Source organism: Kribbella sp. NPDC004536 (assembly GCF_042873835.1).
In the GTDB taxonomy this organism is placed as follows: domain Bacteria; phylum Actinomycetota; class Actinomycetes; order Propionibacteriales; family Kribbellaceae; genus Kribbella.
Genome location: NZ_JBIALY010000003.1, coordinates 321294 through 337482, shown reverse-complemented (window position 1 = coordinate 337482; position 16189 = coordinate 321294). Strand labels below are relative to the sequence as shown.

Sequence of the window (16189 nt, the reverse complement as noted above, 5' to 3'; positions counted from 1 at the left end):
TCCGCTCATTTGAGCACACCTCCGCTCACACCATGAGTAGACCGGTAGGGGGCTTGACCTGTCAAGGGTCTGTGCAACACTTGGGTTCGGTGGTGCTCATATGAGCGGCCAGGGGATCGTGGAGGGTTTTGGGATGGAGTCCTTCGGGCCGGCGCAGCTGGTGCTGACGGCGTCGATCGCGCGCCGGTACTACGTCGACGGACGGTCGAAGGTGGAGATCGCCGACGAGTTCCAGCTCAGCCGGTTCAAGGTCGCGCGGCTGCTCGACCAGGCGCGGAGCAGCGGGTTGGTACGGATCGAGATCAGCCATCCGGGTGCGATCGACATCGACCTGTCCGCGCGTCTGCAGGAGGGGCTCGGTCTGCGCCGGGCGATCGTCGTCGACACGCCTGAGGAGGACGAGGCAGCGCTTCGTACGCAGCTCGGGAAGGCGGCCGCGGACCTGCTGACCGAGATCGTCACGCCCGAGGACGTACTCGGGCTGGCGTGGGCGCGAGCCGTCACCGCGATGACCGAGCAGCTCACGTCGCTCGCGCCCGTGCCCGTCGTACAGCTGACCGGTGCGCTGACCCGGCCCGACGTCGAGGCGAACTCGGTCGAGCTCGTACGGCACACCGCACGTCTGTCGGGCGGTCCGGCGTACCTGTTCTACGCGCCACTCGTCGTACCGGACGCCGCGACCGCGCGGGCGTTGCGGCAGCAGCCCGAGGTGGCCGAGGCGATCAGCCACTTCGACTCGGTGTCCAAGGCGGTCGTCGGGCTCGGGTCGTGGGCGAGCGGGCAGTCGACGCTGTACGACGCGATGGACGCGAACGCCTGCGAACAGTTGCTTCGGCAAGGCGTGGTGGCCGACATCTCGGGCGTGTTCGTGGACGCCGACGGCGCGCCGGTACAGAGCCGGGTGACCGACCGGGTGATCGCGATCAACGCCGAGCAGATGAACAAGATCGACGAGGTGATCGCGATCCCGTACGGCCTCGCCAAGGTCGACGCGGTCCGCGCCGCCGTTCGCAGCGGCCTGGTGAACGCGATCGTTACCCACGCACCCCTGGCGAAAGCGCTGCTGGACGAGACAAACTGACCCGCGATGCCTGCTGCTGAGGTCGAGTTGGTCGGAGGTACGGCGAACCGCGGGTTGGTGGTGCGGGTCGGGGATACCGTCCGGCGGCCGCTGCGCGCCAGTGGTACGGCTACGCATGCGCTGCTGCAACACCTGGAAAGCGTGGGATTCAAGGGGGCGCCGGCGTTCCTCGGTGTCGACTCGCGGGGGCGGGAAGTGCTCTCGTACCTCCCTGGGGAGACCGTCACGCCGCCGTACCCTTCCTGGTCGATGACGGACGAGGCGCTCGACAGTGTGGCGGTGCTGTTGCGCGAGTACCACCAGGCGGTGGCGGACTTCCGGCCCGTCGGGCTGGAGTGGGCCGAGCCGGTGCCTTCGTCGTACGTGACCGGGCTGATCAGCCACAACGACCCGAACCTCGACAACGTGGTGTTCCGGGACGGGGTCGCGGTCGCGCTGATCGACTTCGACCTTGCGGGTCCTGGTTCGGCGTTGTGGGACGTGGCGACGGCGGTGCGGTTGTGGGCGCCGTTACGGCCGGAGGCGGACGTGCACGACGTACGACGTGGCCGGTCGCTGGGGCGGTTGCGCCGGTTCGCGGACACGTACGGGCTGACCGAGGCGGACCGCGCGCGCCTGGTGGACGCGGCTGCGGACAACCACGTCTGGTGCATGGACTACGTACGCCGGGGTGCCGAGACGGGCCATCCCTGGTTCCACCAACGCTGGACCACCGGCGAAGCCGAACTCACCGACCGAACCAACACCTGGTTCAGGACCCACCACGAGGCCCTTCACCAGGCTCTCCTTTGACCCCCGCCGCATTCCGCCGCCGAACCGCCTCGACCTCGGCCTCGACCCGCCCTTCCTGATACTTCTCCCGCAAACGCCGGATCCAATGCGGGATGAACACCGCCGAAGCCGTGGAAAACGGCGCTCCCCAGTCCGAGTCACCCAGGAACCACACCACGAGCCCAGCACCTACCAGGGCAATCACCAGGATCCACCCCTGGCGGCAGATTCGCGGCCCGTCGTCGGACGCCAGCCCGCGCCGGGTGACCGCGCCGATGCCGAACAGCACTCCGGTGAGCAACAGCAATGCGGAGATCGCAAGCTGGTACCACCGGTCGGCAGCGGCGTAGGAACCGTAGCCCAGGTAGACAGCCCCGGCAGAGACGATCCAACCAATCGCGGCCAGCCCGTAGACCACGGCCCCCAGCTTCATCTTCGGCACACCTGGTTATCGGCCGGGCCGGATTGGCTGTTACTGCAGGAAGTGGAAGAGAATGTGCCGGTGCGTTCACGGGTGGTGCTGCTGGCGGGACCTTCGGGAGCGGGGAAGTCGCGGCTGGCGGAGCAGGTCGGGTTGCCCGTCGTACGGCTGGACGACTTCTACCGCGCCGGCGACGACGAGGCGATGCCGCGGTCGCCGCTCGGCATCGTCGATTGGGACGACCCGCGATCCTGGGACGGCGAACGCGCGGTCGCGGCGCTGGAGCAGTTGTGTACGACCGGGTCCGCGGACCTGCCGATCTACGACATCGCCGCCGACGGCACCGTCGGGCACCGGCCGGTCAGTACCGGCGGGTCTCCGCTGATCGTTGCCGAGGGCATCTTCGCGGACCAGATCGCCGGCGCGCTGCGGGACAGCGACCTGCTGGCGGTCGCGATCTGCGTGTACCACCATCGGGTCGTCACGTTCGCGCGGCGCTTCCAGCGGGACCTCCGTGAGCACCGCAAACCCCCGCTGACACTGCTCCGGCGCGGCCTGCTGCTGCTCCGTGACGATCCGCAGGTCGTCCAACGATGTGTCGCCGCCGGCTGCGAACCCCTGCATCCAAAGGCCGCCCGTGCCCGGATCGAGAGATTGTTAGCCTGAAGTTAACCAACTTCTGTTGGTATCTGTCCCGTGAAGCGGAATGCTGCAGGCGTTGCCGTTCTGGTAACCGGGCTGCTGCTGGCTGTTACCGCCTGCGGGAACGAGGACGGTAGCTCGGCGAGTGCTGCCCAGAACCCGGCCGCGAAGCACTCAGAACTCAACGGTACGGCGGACAAGTCGCCGAAGAGCACCCTCGCCGCGCTGGTCGCGCTCCCCCGCGGGTACGTCGCCGACACCCGCAACGGCACCGGACCTTTCACCGCGACGTCGTACCTGAATACCTGGTCCGCCGACCCTGCTTTGGACCGCGCCCTCCTGCTGAACGCGAGCTTCGTCGAGGGCTACCGGGCCACCCGCCTGAGCCCCGACAAGAAGAAGCGCTTCACCATTCAACTCTTCAAGGTCGGTTCGGCCGCGAAGGCTCAAACCCTCCAGAACGGCCTGTGGACCCAGGACGACCACAGCAACCCGTTCAACCTCCCGGGCGCCCTCGCCGACGCCCGGGTCGAATACGACGGCAGCACCGACCAATCTGTGGCCACAGCCGAAGCCAGCCTCGCGATCGGCCCGGTAGTCGTAGAACTCTCCGTCCGCGAGGCCGCATCGGTGGGCACGACGCTCACCCCCGACGCAACCCTCATCACCGCCCTGGCCAAGGAACAGCGCACCCGGCTGACCGCGACCGCCAACTAGCCGACTAGCCGATCCGGTCGATGACCAGCGGACCGGGCTGGTAGGAATCCGCGACCGCCACGGCGTCGGTGAGGGACTCGAGAGCGCGCTCGATCCGTGCTGGGTCATCCGTGTGCAGGGTGAGGAGCGGTTGGCCTTCGTGGATCTGGTCGCCTGGCTTGGCGTGCAGCTGTACGCCTGCCACCGCCGACACCGGGTCCTCCTTGCGGGCGCGGCCGGCGCCGAGGCGCCAAGCGGCTACGCCTACTGCCAGGGCGTCGAGCTTTGCGAGCACGCCGGAGGCAGGGGCCGGTACCACGTGTTGCTCGGGGGCTGTCGGTAGTTCGGCGGTGGGGTCGCCGCCCTGGGCGGAGATCATCGCGCGCCACGCGTCCATCGCCGTACCGTCGCGGAGCTTCTCGGCCGGGTCGACGCCGGTGACGCCGGCCGCGGTGAGCATCTCGTTGGCCAGAGCAACGGTCAGTTCGACGACGTCGGCGGGGCCGCCACCGGCCAGCACCTCCACGGATTCGCGTACCTCGAGGGCGTTTCCGGCGGTCAGGCCCAGCGGCACCGACATGTCGGTGAGCAGGGCAACGGTTTTCACACCGGCATCTGTGCCCAGGGCAACCATTGTCTCGGCGAGTTCGCGGGCGTCGGCGAGGTCCTTCATGAACGCGCCGGAGCCGACCTTCACGTCCAGTACCAGCGCACCGGTGCCCTCGGCGATCTTCTTGCTCATGATCGAGCTGGCGATCAGCGGGATCGCCTCGACGGTACCGGTCACGTCACGCAGCGCGTACAGCTTCTTGTCCGCGGGTGCCAGGCCGTCGCCGGCCGCGCAGATCACCGCGCCGACGTCCTCCAGCTGCTGCATCATTTCGTCGTTCGACAGGGCGGCGCGCCAGCCGGGGATCGACTCGAGCTTGTCCAGGGTGCCGCCGGTGTGGCCGAGGCCGCGGCCGGACAGCTGCGGTACGGCGACGCCGCAGGCCGCGACCAACGGTGCCAACGGCAACGTGATCTTGTCTCCGACGCCGCCGGTCGAGTGCTTGTCGGCGGTCGGGCGGGACAGCTTGCCGAAGTCCATCCGTTCGCCGGACGCGATCATCGCCGCGGTCCAGCGGGCGATCTCGCGCCGGTTCATCCCGTTCAGCAGGATCGCCATCGCCAGCGCGGACATCTGCTCGTCGGCGACGTCGCCCTTGGTGTACGCGTCGATCACCCAGTCGATCGCGCCGTCGCTCAGCTCGCCCCGGTCCCGCTTGGTCCGGATCACATCCACCGCGTCGAAACTCATTACTCCTCCAGAAACTCAGGTCCGAACGCGTCCGGCAGCAGTTCGCGCAGCGGCCGGATCCCGGTCGCCGTCTCCACCAGCAGCCCCGGCCCACCGTTCTCGTGCAACAACTGCCGGCATCGCCCACACGGCGTCAACAGATGCCCGTGCCGATCCACACACGTGAACGCCACCAGCCGCCCACCACCGGTCCGGTGCAACTCCGACACCAGCCCACACTCCGCACACAACGTCAACCCGTACGAAGCATTCTCCACGTTGCACCCAGCAACAACCCGCCCATCGTCAACATACGCCGCCGCCCCCACAGCAAACCCGGAGTACGGCGCGTACGCCCGATGCATCACGTCCACCGCGACCGCTCGGAGCGCGGCCCAGTCGACCTCATTCGGTGACGTAGGGTTCACCGTCGGCCTTGGGGGCTCTTACTCGGCCTACCAGGCCGGCTACCGCGATGATCGTGGCGAGGTAGGGGGCCATCAGCAGGAGTTGGCCCGGGATCGGGGTCTGGATGATCTGGAGCTGCGACTGCAACTGGGTCGCGAAGCCGAAGAACAGCGCGGCGACGGTTGCCCCGATCGGGTGCCAGCGGCCCATGATCAGCGCGGCCAGGGCGATGAAGCCGTTGCCGGCGGTCATCTCCTTGCTGAACGAACCCGCGTACCCGACCGTGAAGAACGCACCACCGAGACCGGCGAGGATGCCGGCCGTGAGCACCGCGGAGTACCGGATCCGCTTGACCCTGATACCGACCGTGTCGGCCGCCTTCGGGTGTTCGCCGACCGCGCGGATCCGCAGGCCCCACCGGGTCTGGAACAGCACGAACGTGACCACCGCGACCGCGAGGTACATCAGATAGACGAGGATCGTCTGCCGGAACAGGATCGGCCCGATGAACGGGATGTCGCCGAGACCGGGGATCTTGATCGCCGACAGCACCGCCGGATTGTTCAGCTTGTCCGCCTTCGGCTGCATGAACTGGTCGAAGAGGAAGCCGGTGATCCCGGTCGCGAACACCACGAGTACGACACCGAGGACGACCTGGTTGACCAGGTACTTGATCGAGAACACCGCCAGCAGCGCGGCCATCACGACACCGCTCGCGGCCGCCGCGATCAGCGCCGCGGCCCCGCTGTGCGTCGTACTCGACACGATCGCCGCGGTGAACGCACCGACCAGGAACTGGCCCTCGATCGCGATGTTGATGACGCCGGCCCGCTCGCACATCACACCGGCCAGCGCGCCGAGGATCAGCGGGGTCGCGAAGCTCAGCGTGCCCTGGAACTGGTTGGCCAGCGGGAACGTCTTGCCCGCCGACGCCCAGCACAGGAACGCGCCGATGAAGCAGATCCCGAGCCCGGCGGCCAGCCAGCCCGCGTACCGCCGCGGGACCAGCCGGCGCACCGACGGGACGACGTACGCGACCGCTGCCGCCAGACCGACGATCCCGAGGAACAGCCCGACCGGCTGCGCGGGCAGCCCGAGCAGGTTGTGCTGCAGGTCGCCGCTGACCAGCTGGAACGTCGCCTTGCCGGACTTGGTGAAGATCGCCAGCCCGAGCCCGATCAGCGCGAACACGACCATCACGCCACCGACGCGCAACCGCCGCGTCCGCTCCGCCGGCCCCTCGATGACCTGCGGCTTCGGCGCCGCGGCCGGAACCGCGTCCGGAGTTGTCTCGCTCATCCGTTCCACCCTTTCGCGAGGACCGCGCCGGCGCCGCGTTCCTTCGGCAGGAACCGGAAGACCGAGCGCACCAGTGCCGGGGCCGCGACGAACAGCACGATCACGGCCTGCAGGACAGTGGTCAGGGTCAACGGCGTCTGGGTGATCAGCTGCATCTGCAGACCGCCCGCATTCAGCGCGCCGAAGAGCAGGCCGGCCAGTACGGTGCCGAGCGGCGTACCGCGACCGAGCAGCGCGACCGTGATCGCGTCGAACCCGACCGAGGCCGCGACCCCGTCGGTCAGCGGTAGGTCGGTACCGAGCACCTGCTGCGTACCGGCCAGACCGGCGAGCGCACCCGCGACGACCATCGCGATCACGTATGCCTTGCCCACCGACATGCCGGCCGTCCGGGACGCGTCCGCGTTCGCGCCGACGGCACGCAGCTCGAACCCGATCGTCGACCGGTTCAGCAGCCACCAGACGAACACCGCGGCCACCAGCGCGAACAGGAACCCGAGGTGCAGGCGGGTGTCGCCGAACTTCGGGAACTGCGCGTTCTTGTCGACGATCGGCGAGATCGGGTCGGTACGCCCGGGCCGCCGGAACGCCGACGTGGTCAGCAGCCAGGACAGCAAGTAGAGCGCGACGTAGTTCAGCATGATCGTCACGATCACCTCGTGCGCCCCGGTCCGCGCCTTCAGCAGACCGACCACGCCGCCCCAGATCGCGCCGCCGAGCAGGCCGGCGGCCAGTGCCACGATCAGATGCAGGACCGGCGGCAGGTGCCAGGCGAACCCGACGTACCCGGCCAGGATCGCGCCGGCGATCAGCTGGCCCTGGGCGCCGATGTTGAACAACCCGGTCCGGAACGCCAGCGACACCGCGAGCCCGCCGCAGATCAGTGGCGTTGCCTGGGTCAACGACTCCGAGATCGGCGTGATGCCGCCGAACGCGCCGACCGCGAGCGCCTTGTACGCCTCGCCGACCGCGTTCACGGCGGCGGAGAAGGTGTCACCCGGCGCGGCGCCGAAGTACCCGACCGCCTTCTGCACCTGGTCGTCGCCGACGATGATCAGGATCGCCCCGACCACCAGCGCCAGCAGGATCGCGCTCAGCGAGACCAGGCCCTGGACGGCCCAGGACGGGAGCCCGGAGCGCTGTGGTTGTTTCGCGGGCGCGGGAGCCGGCGCCACTTCGGTCTCAGTGCTCATGTTTTCGGGGCTCATCAGATGGTTCCCAACGTGGTCGGGTGTTCGATCGCCTCGTCGTGCGCCTCGGACTTCGAGGCGCCGGCCATCATCAGGCCCAGTTCGTCCCGCGGCGTGCCGGCCGGTACGACGCCGACCACCTTGCCCCGGTACATCACCGCGATCCGGTCCGCCAGCGCGGCGATCTCGTCGAGTTCGGTGGACACGATCAGTACCGCCGTACCCTGGTCGCGCTCCTGCACGATCCGGCCGTGCAGGAACTCGATCGAGCCGACGTCCACGCCACGGGTCGGCTGGGACGCGACCAGCAGCTTCAGCGGCCGGGACAACTCGCGGGCCAGGACGACCTTCTGCTGGTTGCCGCCGGACAGCGACGACACGGTCAGGTCGATGCTCTGGGTACGGATGTCGAACTCCTCCACCCGGGCGGTCGCGTTCTTCTCGATCTCGTCGGTCCGCAGCGCCAGGCCGTTGCCGAACGGCGCCTTCCGGAACAGGTCGAGGACCAGGTTCTCCGCGACCGTGAACGAGCCGACGAAGCCGTCGTGGGCGCGGTCCTCCGGTACGTACCCGATGCCGGCCTCGAGCCGGTGCCGGGTCGACCTCGCGGTCAGGTCCTGCCCGTCGAGGCTGATCGACCCGGCCGCGATCGGGGTCAGCCCGAGCAGCGCCTCGGCGAGTTCGGTCTGGCCGTTGCCCTGGACACCGGCGACCGCGAGGATCTCGCCGGCCCGGACCTCCAGGTCGACGTCGTCGACGGCGGTGAAGCCGCGCTCGTCGATCACCGTCAGCCCTTGGACCCGCAGCACCGCGTCCTTCGGCTGGGCCGGCTCCTTGTCCACCACCAGGTCGACCGCGCGGCCGACCATCATCTCGGCCAGCCCCTCCTCGGTCTCCGACGGCTCGGCCTGGCCGACCACCTTGCCGCGGCGGATCACGGTGATCTTGTCCGCGATCGCCTTGACCTCTTTGAGCTTGTGGGTGATGAAGACGATCGACGTACCGTTCTCCTTGAGCTGGCGCATCACGCCGATCAGCTCGTCGATCTCGGCCGGGGTGAGCACCGCGGTCGGCTCGTCCAGGATCAGCACGCTGGCGTCGTTGGCCAGCGCCTTGATGATCTCCACCCGCTGCTGGACGCCGACCGGGATGTCCTCGACCAGCGCCTCCGGGTCGACCTCGAACCCGTACCGGTCGGACAGCTCGGTGACCAGGCTGTGCGCCTTCTTCCGGTCCAGGACGCCGCCGGCGCGGGTGTTCTCCCGGCCGAGCATGATGTTCTCGGCGACGGTGAACACCGGGACCAGCATGAAGTGCTGGTGCACCATGCCGATGCCGTGCCGGATCGCGTCGCTCGGCGAGGTGATCCGGACCTTCTCGCCGTCGATCACGATCTCGCCCGAGTCGGGCTGCAGCAGCCCGTAGAGCATGTTCATCAAGGTGCTCTTGCCGGCCCCGTTCTCACCGAGCAGGCAATGGATCTCGCCCGGTTCGATCACCAGGTCGATGTGGTCGTTGGCGACCAGCGAGCCGAAACTCTTGGTCAGCCCGGAGAGCTCGAGATGCATGCGCAGCCTTCCCTTCAGACGGCGAGCCAGGCAGGCACCGACCTTGTGGGTCTGCCTACCTGGCTCGCACCGTACTACGCAACAGCGTGGCGGATCAGGACGCCTTGGGCTGAACCTTCGACTCGATGGTGATCTTGCCGCTGATGATGTCGGCCTTGATCGTGTCCAGCTCGGACTTCACGTCCGCCGGGATCTTGCTGTCGAAGTCGTGGAACGGCGCGATCGCCGTACCGCCGTTCTGCAGCGTGCCGGTGAACTGGGTGTTGTCGAACTTGTTGTCGACGACCGACTCGACCGCGTCCTTCACGGCCACGTCCATGCCCTTCTCGACGCTGCTCAGCAGGCTCGAGCAGTACTCCTCGGCGCTCACGCAGCCGTCGGTGTCGACCCAGATCGCGTTGACCTTGCCATTGCTGGCCTTGGCCGCCTGCAGACCGCCCAGACCCGACGGGCCGGCCACCGGGAACAGGATGTCCGCGCCCTGGGTGATCAGGTTCTGCGCGTTGTTCTGGCCCTTGGCCTTGTCCTCGAAGTCGCCCGTGAACAGGCCCTTCTGCTTCTGGTCGTCCCAGCCGAGCACCTGGACGTTCTTGCTCTTCTGCGTGTTGTAGTACCGCACGCCCTGGGCGAAGCCGTCCATGAAGATCGTCACGGTCGGGATCTGCAGACCACCGAACGTACCGACCTTGCCGGACTGGGTCATCGCGGCGGCCAGGTAGCCGGCCTGGAAGCTGGACTGCGCGGTGTTGAACAGCAGCGGCTTCAGGTTGGCGATCGGGGCCTTCGGCGCCGAGTCGACGATCGCGAACTTGATGTCCGGGTTCGCCTTGGCGGCGGCCTCGGTGGCGTCCTCGAGCTTGAAGCCGACGGCGACGATGACGTTGCACTTGGCACTGACCATCGCGGTCATGTTGGTCGTGTAGTCGTTGTCGGACTTCGACTCGGCCTTGACCTCGGTGAGGCCCTTCTCCTTGACGGCGTCCTGCAGACCCTTGTACGAGGTCTGGTTGAACGACTTGTCGTCGAAGCCCCCAGAGTCGGAGACCATGCAGGCCTTGAAGTTCTTGTTGGCGCTGCCGCCGCTCGAGCTGTTGTCGGTCGGCTTGCTGCCACAAGCGGCGACGGCGAGCGTCAGTACGCCCACGATCGCCGTTCCCCGCACGTACTTCTTCACCGGACGTCTCCTTCGTCGACCAGAATCCTTAAATCGGCACGCCTTCCCCCACGTGCCATCCGCAGACTATAGGGCGCGGCCCGTCTTTCTTTGAACGTCGAGCAGGCCTCGATACCGGAAAGTGACCGGCGTTTCCGTCACATTTCGACAACTTCTCCGGCACGGTCACCGGCTGCGCTGTCCGGGTCACGGTGTGCACGCTCCGTGGTTGCCTTCACCGTGCGTGGTCGGTGCCTCAGATCAAGGGATGACACAATCGCCGGATGAGTCATCAGTTGCTGGTCGCCGACGTTCTCGCGCGGGTCGAGGCCGTGCGCGAGGACATGGTCGCCGTACGCCGTGACCTGCACGCGCACCCCGAGCTCGGGTGGCACGAGGTACGGACGACCGAGCTGCTCGAGAAGCAACTGGTGCAGGCGGGACTGTCTCCGCGGGTACTGCCGACCGGGACCGGGCTGATCTGCGACATCGGCTCGGGCGACACCTGCGTCGCGCTGCGAGCCGACATCGACGCGCTGCCGGTGCCGGACGGCGTCGACGCCGTGTGGCGGTCGACGATCGACGGCGTGGCGCACGCATGCGGTCACGACGTACACACGTCTGCCCTGCTCGGCGCCGCCCTGGTGCTCGCCGGGATGGCGCGCGACGGCCAGCTCGATCGCCGGGTCCGGGTGATCTTCCAGCCGGCCGAGGAGGTCATGCCCGGCGGCGCGCTCGGCGTCATCGCGGCGGGCGGCCTGGACGGCGTACGGCGCATCTACGGGCTGCACTGCGACCCGCGGCTCCAGGTAGGCCAGGTCGGACTGCGGGTCGGCGCCCTGACCGCAGCCGCCGACCGGCTGCTCGTACGCCTCACCGGACCGGGCGGCCACACGTCCCGCCCGCACCTCACCGCCGACCTGGTCTACGCGCTCGCGACGCTCGTCTCCCAGCTGCCCGCCGCCCTGTCCCGCCGCGTCGACCCGCGCGCCGGCATGTCGCTGGTCTGGGGCCGGATCACCTCCGGCTCGGCCGCCAACGCGATCCCGTCCCGCGGCGAGGCCGAAGGTACCTTGCGCTGCCTCGACGTGAACGCCTGGCGCCTCGCCGCCGAACTCATCCCCGACCTCGCCGCGCAGATCGTCCGCCCGTACGGCGTCGAGGTCGACACCGAGGTGACACACGGCGTACCTCCGGTGATGAACGACGCGACCGCGATCAGCGTCCTGCAGAACGCAGTACACCAGACCCTCGGCTCCAGCGCCGTCGCCCCGACCGACCAGAGCCTCGGCGGCGAGGACTTCGCCTGGTACCTCGAGCACGTCCCCGGCGCCATGGCCCGCCTCGGCGTCCGCCCACCCACCCAGGAGTCGGCCGCCGACCTCCACACCCCCGGCTTCGCTCCCTCCGAAGAAGCCATCACCCTAGGCACTACGATCCTCGCCTCGACCGCCCTGCTGGACTGATCAGAAGGTGTCGGCGGGGACGTAGGTGCCCCAGACTTCTCTCAGGGTGTTGCAGACCTCGCCTACGGTGGCTTGGGCTTTCAGGGCTGCTTTCATGGGGTACAGGCAGTTTTCGTTGCCTTGGGCGGCTTTTTTGAGGGCGGTCAGGGTTTCGTCCACCAGGGCCTGGTCGCGGGTGGCGCGGAGGGCGGTGAGGCGGGCCACCTGCTGGGCTTCGATGGCGGGGTCCACGCGGAGGGGTTCGTACGGTTCCTCTTCGGCGATCTTGAACTTGTTCATGCCGACGACGACCCGTTCGGCGGAGTCGATCTGCTGGGCGATCTGGTAGGCCGAGCGTTCGATCTCCTGTTTCTGGAAGCCCTGCTCGATCGCGGCGACCGCGCCGCCGTACTCCTCGACCTGGTCCATCAACTCGACCGCGGCGGCCTCGACCTCGTCGGTGAGGGACTCGACGACGTACGAGCCGGCGAACGGGTCGACCGTCGCGGTGACGTCGGTCTCGTACGCCAGCACCTGCTGCGTACGGAGTGCGAGGCGGGCGGCCTTCTCGGTGGGGAGGGCGATCGCTTCGTCGTACGAGTTCGTGTGCAGGGACTGGGTGCCGCCGAGGACAGCGGCGAGGCCCTGGACGGCGACCCGGACGAGGTTGACCTCGGGCTGCTGGGCGGTGAGCTGGACGCCGGCTGTCTGGGTGTGGAAGCGCAGCATCAGCGACTTGGGGTTGCGTGCGCCGAAGACGTCCCGCATCACCCGCGCCCAGATCCGCCGCGCCGCCCGGAACTTCGCGACCTCTTCGAGCAGCGTCGTCCGCGCGACGAAGAAGAACGACAACCGCGGCGCGAACTCGTCCACGTCGAGGCCGGAGTCGATCGCCGCCCGGACGTACGCGATCCCGTTCGCCAGCGTGAAGGCGATCTCCTGCGCGGGCGTCGCGCCGGCCTCGGCCATGTGGTAGCCAGAGATCGAGATCGTGTTCCAGCGCGGCAGTTCGGCCTTGCAGTACCCGAAGATGTCGCTGATCAGCCGCAGCGACTCCTTCGGCGGGTAGATGTAGGTGCCGCGGGCGATGTACTCCTTCAGTACGTCGTTCTGGATCGTCCCGGTGAGCTTGTCGCCGGACACGCCCTGCTCCTCGGCGACCAGTTGGTACAGCAGGAGCAGCACCGAACCCGGCGCGTTGATCGTCATCGAGGTGGACACCTGGTCCAGCGGGATCTTGTCGAACAGCACCCGCATGTCGTCGATCGAGTCGATCGCCACCCCGACCTTCCCGACCTCGCCGTGTGCGATCGGCGCGTCGGAGTCGTACCCCATCTGGGTCGGCAGGTCGAACGCCACCGACAGGCCCATCGTGCCGTGGTCGATCAGCTGGTGGTACCGCTGGTTCGACTCGGCCGCGGTGCCGAACCCGGCGTACTGCCGCATCGTCCACGGGCGCTGGGTGTACATGGTCGGGTACACGCCCCGGGTGTACGGGTACTGCCCCGGCTCCCCGAGCTTCGCCGCCGGGTCGAACCCGTCCAGCGGCCCGTACACCGGCGAGAACTCGAACCCCGACTCGCTGCGATGACTCATCCCCCCACGGTATTCCGAACCACCACCCCACTGGTATGCACCAGCGCACGTCCCCGATGTGTGCTCGGGCACACGCCGCCCGGTCGATGACGCACTTGTTCACTACCCCGTAACTGGGGAAGTCCTGTCGACACCTGAAGGACACTTCAAATCCCTGTAGGTGTCGACAGGGCATCGACGCCCTGTCACGAGAGTGTCGCCCAGGGTTCATGAGCGGTGAGGAACCTTCGAAGTGTGCGAATCGTGATGGTGGCCGAGACCTTCCTGCCGCAGATCAATGGCGTGGCGAACACGGCTCGGCACGTCGCCGACCGGCTGCGCGCCCGCGGGCACGACCTGCTGATCATCGCCCCCGGACCGGGCCCGGACACGTACGGCGACGTACCGGTCCTGCGCGCCCGCAGCTTCCGGACGCCCGGCTACAAGGAGTACCCGGTCGGCCTGCCGGATCCGTCGATCGAGCGCGCGATGGCCGACTTCCGGCCGGATCTCGTACACCTCGCGTCGCCGTTCATCATCGGCGCGTACGGACTGCGCGCGGCCCGCAAGCTCGGCGTGCCGACGGTCGCGATCTTCCAGACCGACATCGCCGGCTTCGCCCGCCAGTACCCGTGGTACGCGGCCGCGGACCGCGGCATCTGGCGCTGGGTGAGCCGAACGCACTCCCGCGCCGACCGGACCCTGGCGCCGTCGACCTCGGCCGTCGACGCGCTGGTGCAGCGCGGCGTACCGCGGGTGTACCGGTGGGGCCGCGGCGTGAACCTCGACCTGTTCGACCCGTCGAACCGGGACGAGCAGTGGCGCCGGGAGATCTCGCCGGACGGCAAACCGATCGTCGGGTACGTCGGCCGGCTGGCGGCGGAGAAGAAGGTCCGGCGGCTCGCCGAGCTGACCGACCTGGACTGCCGGATCGTGATCGTCGGCGACGGGCCGGACCGCGCGTCGCTGGAGAACGCGTTGCCGACGGCAACCTTCCTGGGGATGCGCCGGGGCACCGACCTGGCGCAGATCTTCGCCGGGCTGGACGTCTTCGTGCACACCGGCGAACACGAGACGTTCTGCCAGACCATCCAGGAGGCGCAGGCGTCCGGCGTCGCCACCGTCGGCCCGGCCGCGGGCGGTCCGCTCGACCTGATCCACCCGGGCGAGAACGGCCTGCTGTTCGAACCCGGCAAACCTGGTTCGCTGCGGGATGCGGTAAAGGTCATGCTGGACCACCCCCAGGCCCGCGCGAGGATGGCCGCCAGCGGCCTGGAACGCGTCCAGTCCCGCACCTGGCCCGCCGTCGTGGACGACCTGGTCGACCGCCACTACGCCGAGGTACTCCGGGACGCCGCGGCCGTCCGGCGCGTCGCATGACTGGCTTGCGGATCGCGCAGCTGGCGAACTTCGTCGGGCCGACGTCCGGCGGGATGCGGACCGCGATCGAGCACGTCGGCCAGGGGTACGTCGAGGCCGGCGCCGAGCGGATCGTGATCACGCCCGGCGAGAAGGACGTGGTGATCGACACCGAACTCGGCACGGTGGTCCGGGTGAAGGCGCCGAAGGTCAGCGGTGGGTACCGGCTCATCACCAACCCGTGGACCGTGATCGACATCCTGAAGAAGTTCCAGCCGACCACGGTCGAGATCTCCGACAAGTCGACGCTGCTCCCGGTCGCGCGGTGGGCCCGCCGCAACGACATCGGCACGGTCCTGTTCAGCCACGAACGTCTGGACGCGATGCTCGCCCTCGGGGCGGCGCGACCCGGTCAGCTCGGCGGCAACGACGTACTGCGGCCCGGCCGGATGCTCGGCGGCGCCAACCTGCGCCAGGCCTGGTGGGGCGCGGACGGCGTGAAGTACAGCCAGCTCCACATGGTCGCCACAGTCGCGGCGCTGTACAAGATCCTCGGCCGGACGTACGACGCCGTCGTGGTGACGTCGCGGTACGCCGCCGCCGAGTTCGACGAGGTGACCACCCCGCTGGTACGGATCCCGCTCGGGGTCGACCTCGACACGTTCCATCCGTCGCTGGGCGAGCCTTCTGACGACGGCGTGCTGAAGCTCGTCCACGCCGGCCGCCTGTCCCGGGAGAAGAGCCCGCACCTCGCGGTCGCCACGGCAGCCGAACTGCACCGCCGCGGCGTCAACCTCCGGATGGACGTCTACGGAACCGGGCCGCACCTCGACGAACTGCTGGAGATCGCCGGCGATGCACCGGTGCACTTCCACGGCTACGTCGACGGCCGCCGCACCCTCGCCAAGCACCTCGCCGAAGCAGACCTCGCCCTGTCCGTCTGCCCGGGCGAAACCTTCGGCCTGGCCGTCCTGGAAGCCCTCGCCGCCGGCACTCCGGTAGTCACCGCGAACACCGGCGGCGCCCGAGAACTGGTCGACGAAACCTGCGGCCGCTGGGCCCCCGCCAACCCATCGGACCTGGCCGACGCCGTCCTCGCCCTCTCGCAACTCCCCGGCCGCCGAGCCGCCGCCCGCCACCGCGCCGAGCTCTACAACTGGCAAACCTGCGTCAACCGAATGCTCAACCTGCACAGCCGCCTGGCCCAGTCCCGCCTGGCCGCCTGAGCTGTACCGAAGAACGGGTAGTGGTCGCGTCCAGGCGCCGATCGGCGCCGAACGCTGAGCGTGGACCCATGCCGGT

The 16189-nt window shown here is 68.7% G+C and carries 15 protein-coding genes; 7 read left to right on the top strand and 8 right to left on the bottom strand.

Annotated elements, in window-relative coordinates; genetic code table 11:
• Window positions 1–133 precede the first annotated feature (133 nt).
• Both ACFYRU_RS26770 and ACFYRU_RS26765 read left to right on the top strand, forming a co-directional pair.
• A complete protein-coding gene (locus ACFYRU_RS26770; protein WP_387663324.1) occupies window positions 134–1081 on the top strand; it encodes a sugar-binding transcriptional regulator in 948 nt (315 codons plus the stop codon).
• A 6-nt stretch (window positions 1082–1087) separates the two neighbouring features.
• Window positions 1088–1873 (top strand): phosphotransferase, encoded by a 786-nt coding sequence (locus ACFYRU_RS26765; protein WP_387663323.1) that lies wholly within the window; start codon window positions 1088–1090, stop codon window positions 1871–1873.
• On the opposite strand, the gene ACFYRU_RS26760 is transcribed toward ACFYRU_RS26765, so the two are convergent.
• Window positions 1833–2285, bottom strand: coding sequence for a hypothetical protein (locus ACFYRU_RS26760; protein ID WP_387663322.1), 453 nt, complete (start codon window positions 2283–2285; stop codon window positions 1833–1835). The two genes, ACFYRU_RS26765 and ACFYRU_RS26760, sit on opposite strands and share 41 nt — an antisense overlap.
• A gap of 69 nt (window positions 2286–2354) precedes the next feature.
• On the opposite strand from ACFYRU_RS26760, the gene ACFYRU_RS26755 reads away from it, so the two are divergent.
• Together ACFYRU_RS26755 and ACFYRU_RS26750 are read left to right on the top strand one after the other, a co-directional pair.
• On the top strand, window positions 2355–2939 hold the full coding sequence (locus ACFYRU_RS26755; protein ID WP_387663321.1) for a uridine kinase: 585 nt from the start codon (window positions 2355–2357) through the stop codon (window positions 2937–2939).
• A gap of 30 nt (window positions 2940–2969) precedes the next feature.
• The gene (locus ACFYRU_RS26750; RefSeq protein ID WP_387663320.1) at window positions 2970–3632 is read left to right on the top strand and encodes a hypothetical protein; all 663 of its coding nucleotides are present in this window, start codon (window positions 2970–2972) and stop codon (window positions 3630–3632) included.
• Between the two features lie 4 nt (window positions 3633–3636).
• Here the strand turns inward: ACFYRU_RS26750 and ACFYRU_RS26745 are convergent, their stop codons facing one another.
• The 6 genes from ACFYRU_RS26745 to ACFYRU_RS26720 form a co-directional block, all read right to left on the bottom strand.
• Complete coding sequence (locus tag ACFYRU_RS26745) at window positions 3637–4911, bottom strand: thymidine phosphorylase (protein WP_387663319.1); 1275 nt, start codon at window positions 4909–4911, stop codon at window positions 3637–3639.
• Window positions 4911–5318 carry a cytidine deaminase gene (locus ACFYRU_RS26740; RefSeq protein WP_387663318.1) on the bottom strand — a complete coding sequence of 136 codons (408 nt, stop codon included), beginning with the start codon at window positions 5316–5318 and terminating at the stop codon, window positions 4911–4913. The genes ACFYRU_RS26745 and ACFYRU_RS26740 overlap by 1 nt, the downstream gene beginning before the upstream one ends.
• Complete coding sequence (locus tag ACFYRU_RS26735) at window positions 5296–6597, bottom strand: ABC transporter permease (RefSeq protein ID WP_387663317.1); 1302 nt, start codon at window positions 6595–6597, stop codon at window positions 5296–5298. Before ACFYRU_RS26735 ends, ACFYRU_RS26740 begins: the two co-directional genes overlap by 23 nt.
• Window positions 6594–7790, bottom strand: a complete 1197-nt coding sequence (locus ACFYRU_RS26730) for an ABC transporter permease (protein WP_387663316.1) — start codon at window positions 7788–7790, stop codon at window positions 6594–6596. Before ACFYRU_RS26730 ends, ACFYRU_RS26735 begins: the two co-directional genes overlap by 4 nt.
• Before the next feature lie 14 nt (window positions 7791–7804).
• Window positions 7805–9355 carry an ABC transporter ATP-binding protein gene (locus ACFYRU_RS26725; protein WP_387663315.1) on the bottom strand — a complete coding sequence of 517 codons (1551 nt, stop codon included), beginning with the start codon at window positions 9353–9355 and terminating at the stop codon, window positions 7805–7807.
• Window positions 9356–9449: 94 nt separating this feature from the next.
• Entirely contained in the window at window positions 9450–10529 is a 1080-nt protein-coding gene (locus ACFYRU_RS26720; RefSeq protein WP_387663314.1) for a BMP family protein, read from the bottom strand.
• Window positions 10530–10792: 263 nt separating this feature from the next.
• On the opposite strand from ACFYRU_RS26720, the gene ACFYRU_RS26715 reads away from it, so the two are divergent.
• Window positions 10793–11974, top strand: a complete 1182-nt coding sequence (locus tag ACFYRU_RS26715) for an amidohydrolase (RefSeq protein ID WP_387663313.1) — start codon at window positions 10793–10795, stop codon at window positions 11972–11974.
• On the opposite strand, the gene ACFYRU_RS26710 is transcribed toward ACFYRU_RS26715, so the two are convergent.
• Window positions 11975–13549 (bottom strand): methylmalonyl-CoA mutase, encoded by a 1575-nt coding sequence (locus tag ACFYRU_RS26710; protein ID WP_387663312.1) that lies wholly within the window; start codon window positions 13547–13549, stop codon window positions 11975–11977. It abuts the gene before it with no gap.
• 234 nt (window positions 13550–13783) lie between these two features.
• Here ACFYRU_RS26710 and ACFYRU_RS26705 point away from each other — a divergent pair, with 234 nt between their 5' ends.
• Window positions 13784–14908: a glycosyltransferase family 4 protein gene (locus tag ACFYRU_RS26705; protein WP_387663311.1), complete on the top strand. Its 1125-nt coding sequence runs from the start codon at window positions 13784–13786 to the stop codon at window positions 14906–14908.
• Complete coding sequence (locus ACFYRU_RS26700) at window positions 14905–16113, top strand: glycosyltransferase (RefSeq protein WP_387663310.1); 1209 nt, start codon at window positions 14905–14907, stop codon at window positions 16111–16113. Before ACFYRU_RS26705 ends, ACFYRU_RS26700 begins: the two co-directional genes overlap by 4 nt.
• Window positions 16114–16189: the final 76 nt, after the last annotated feature.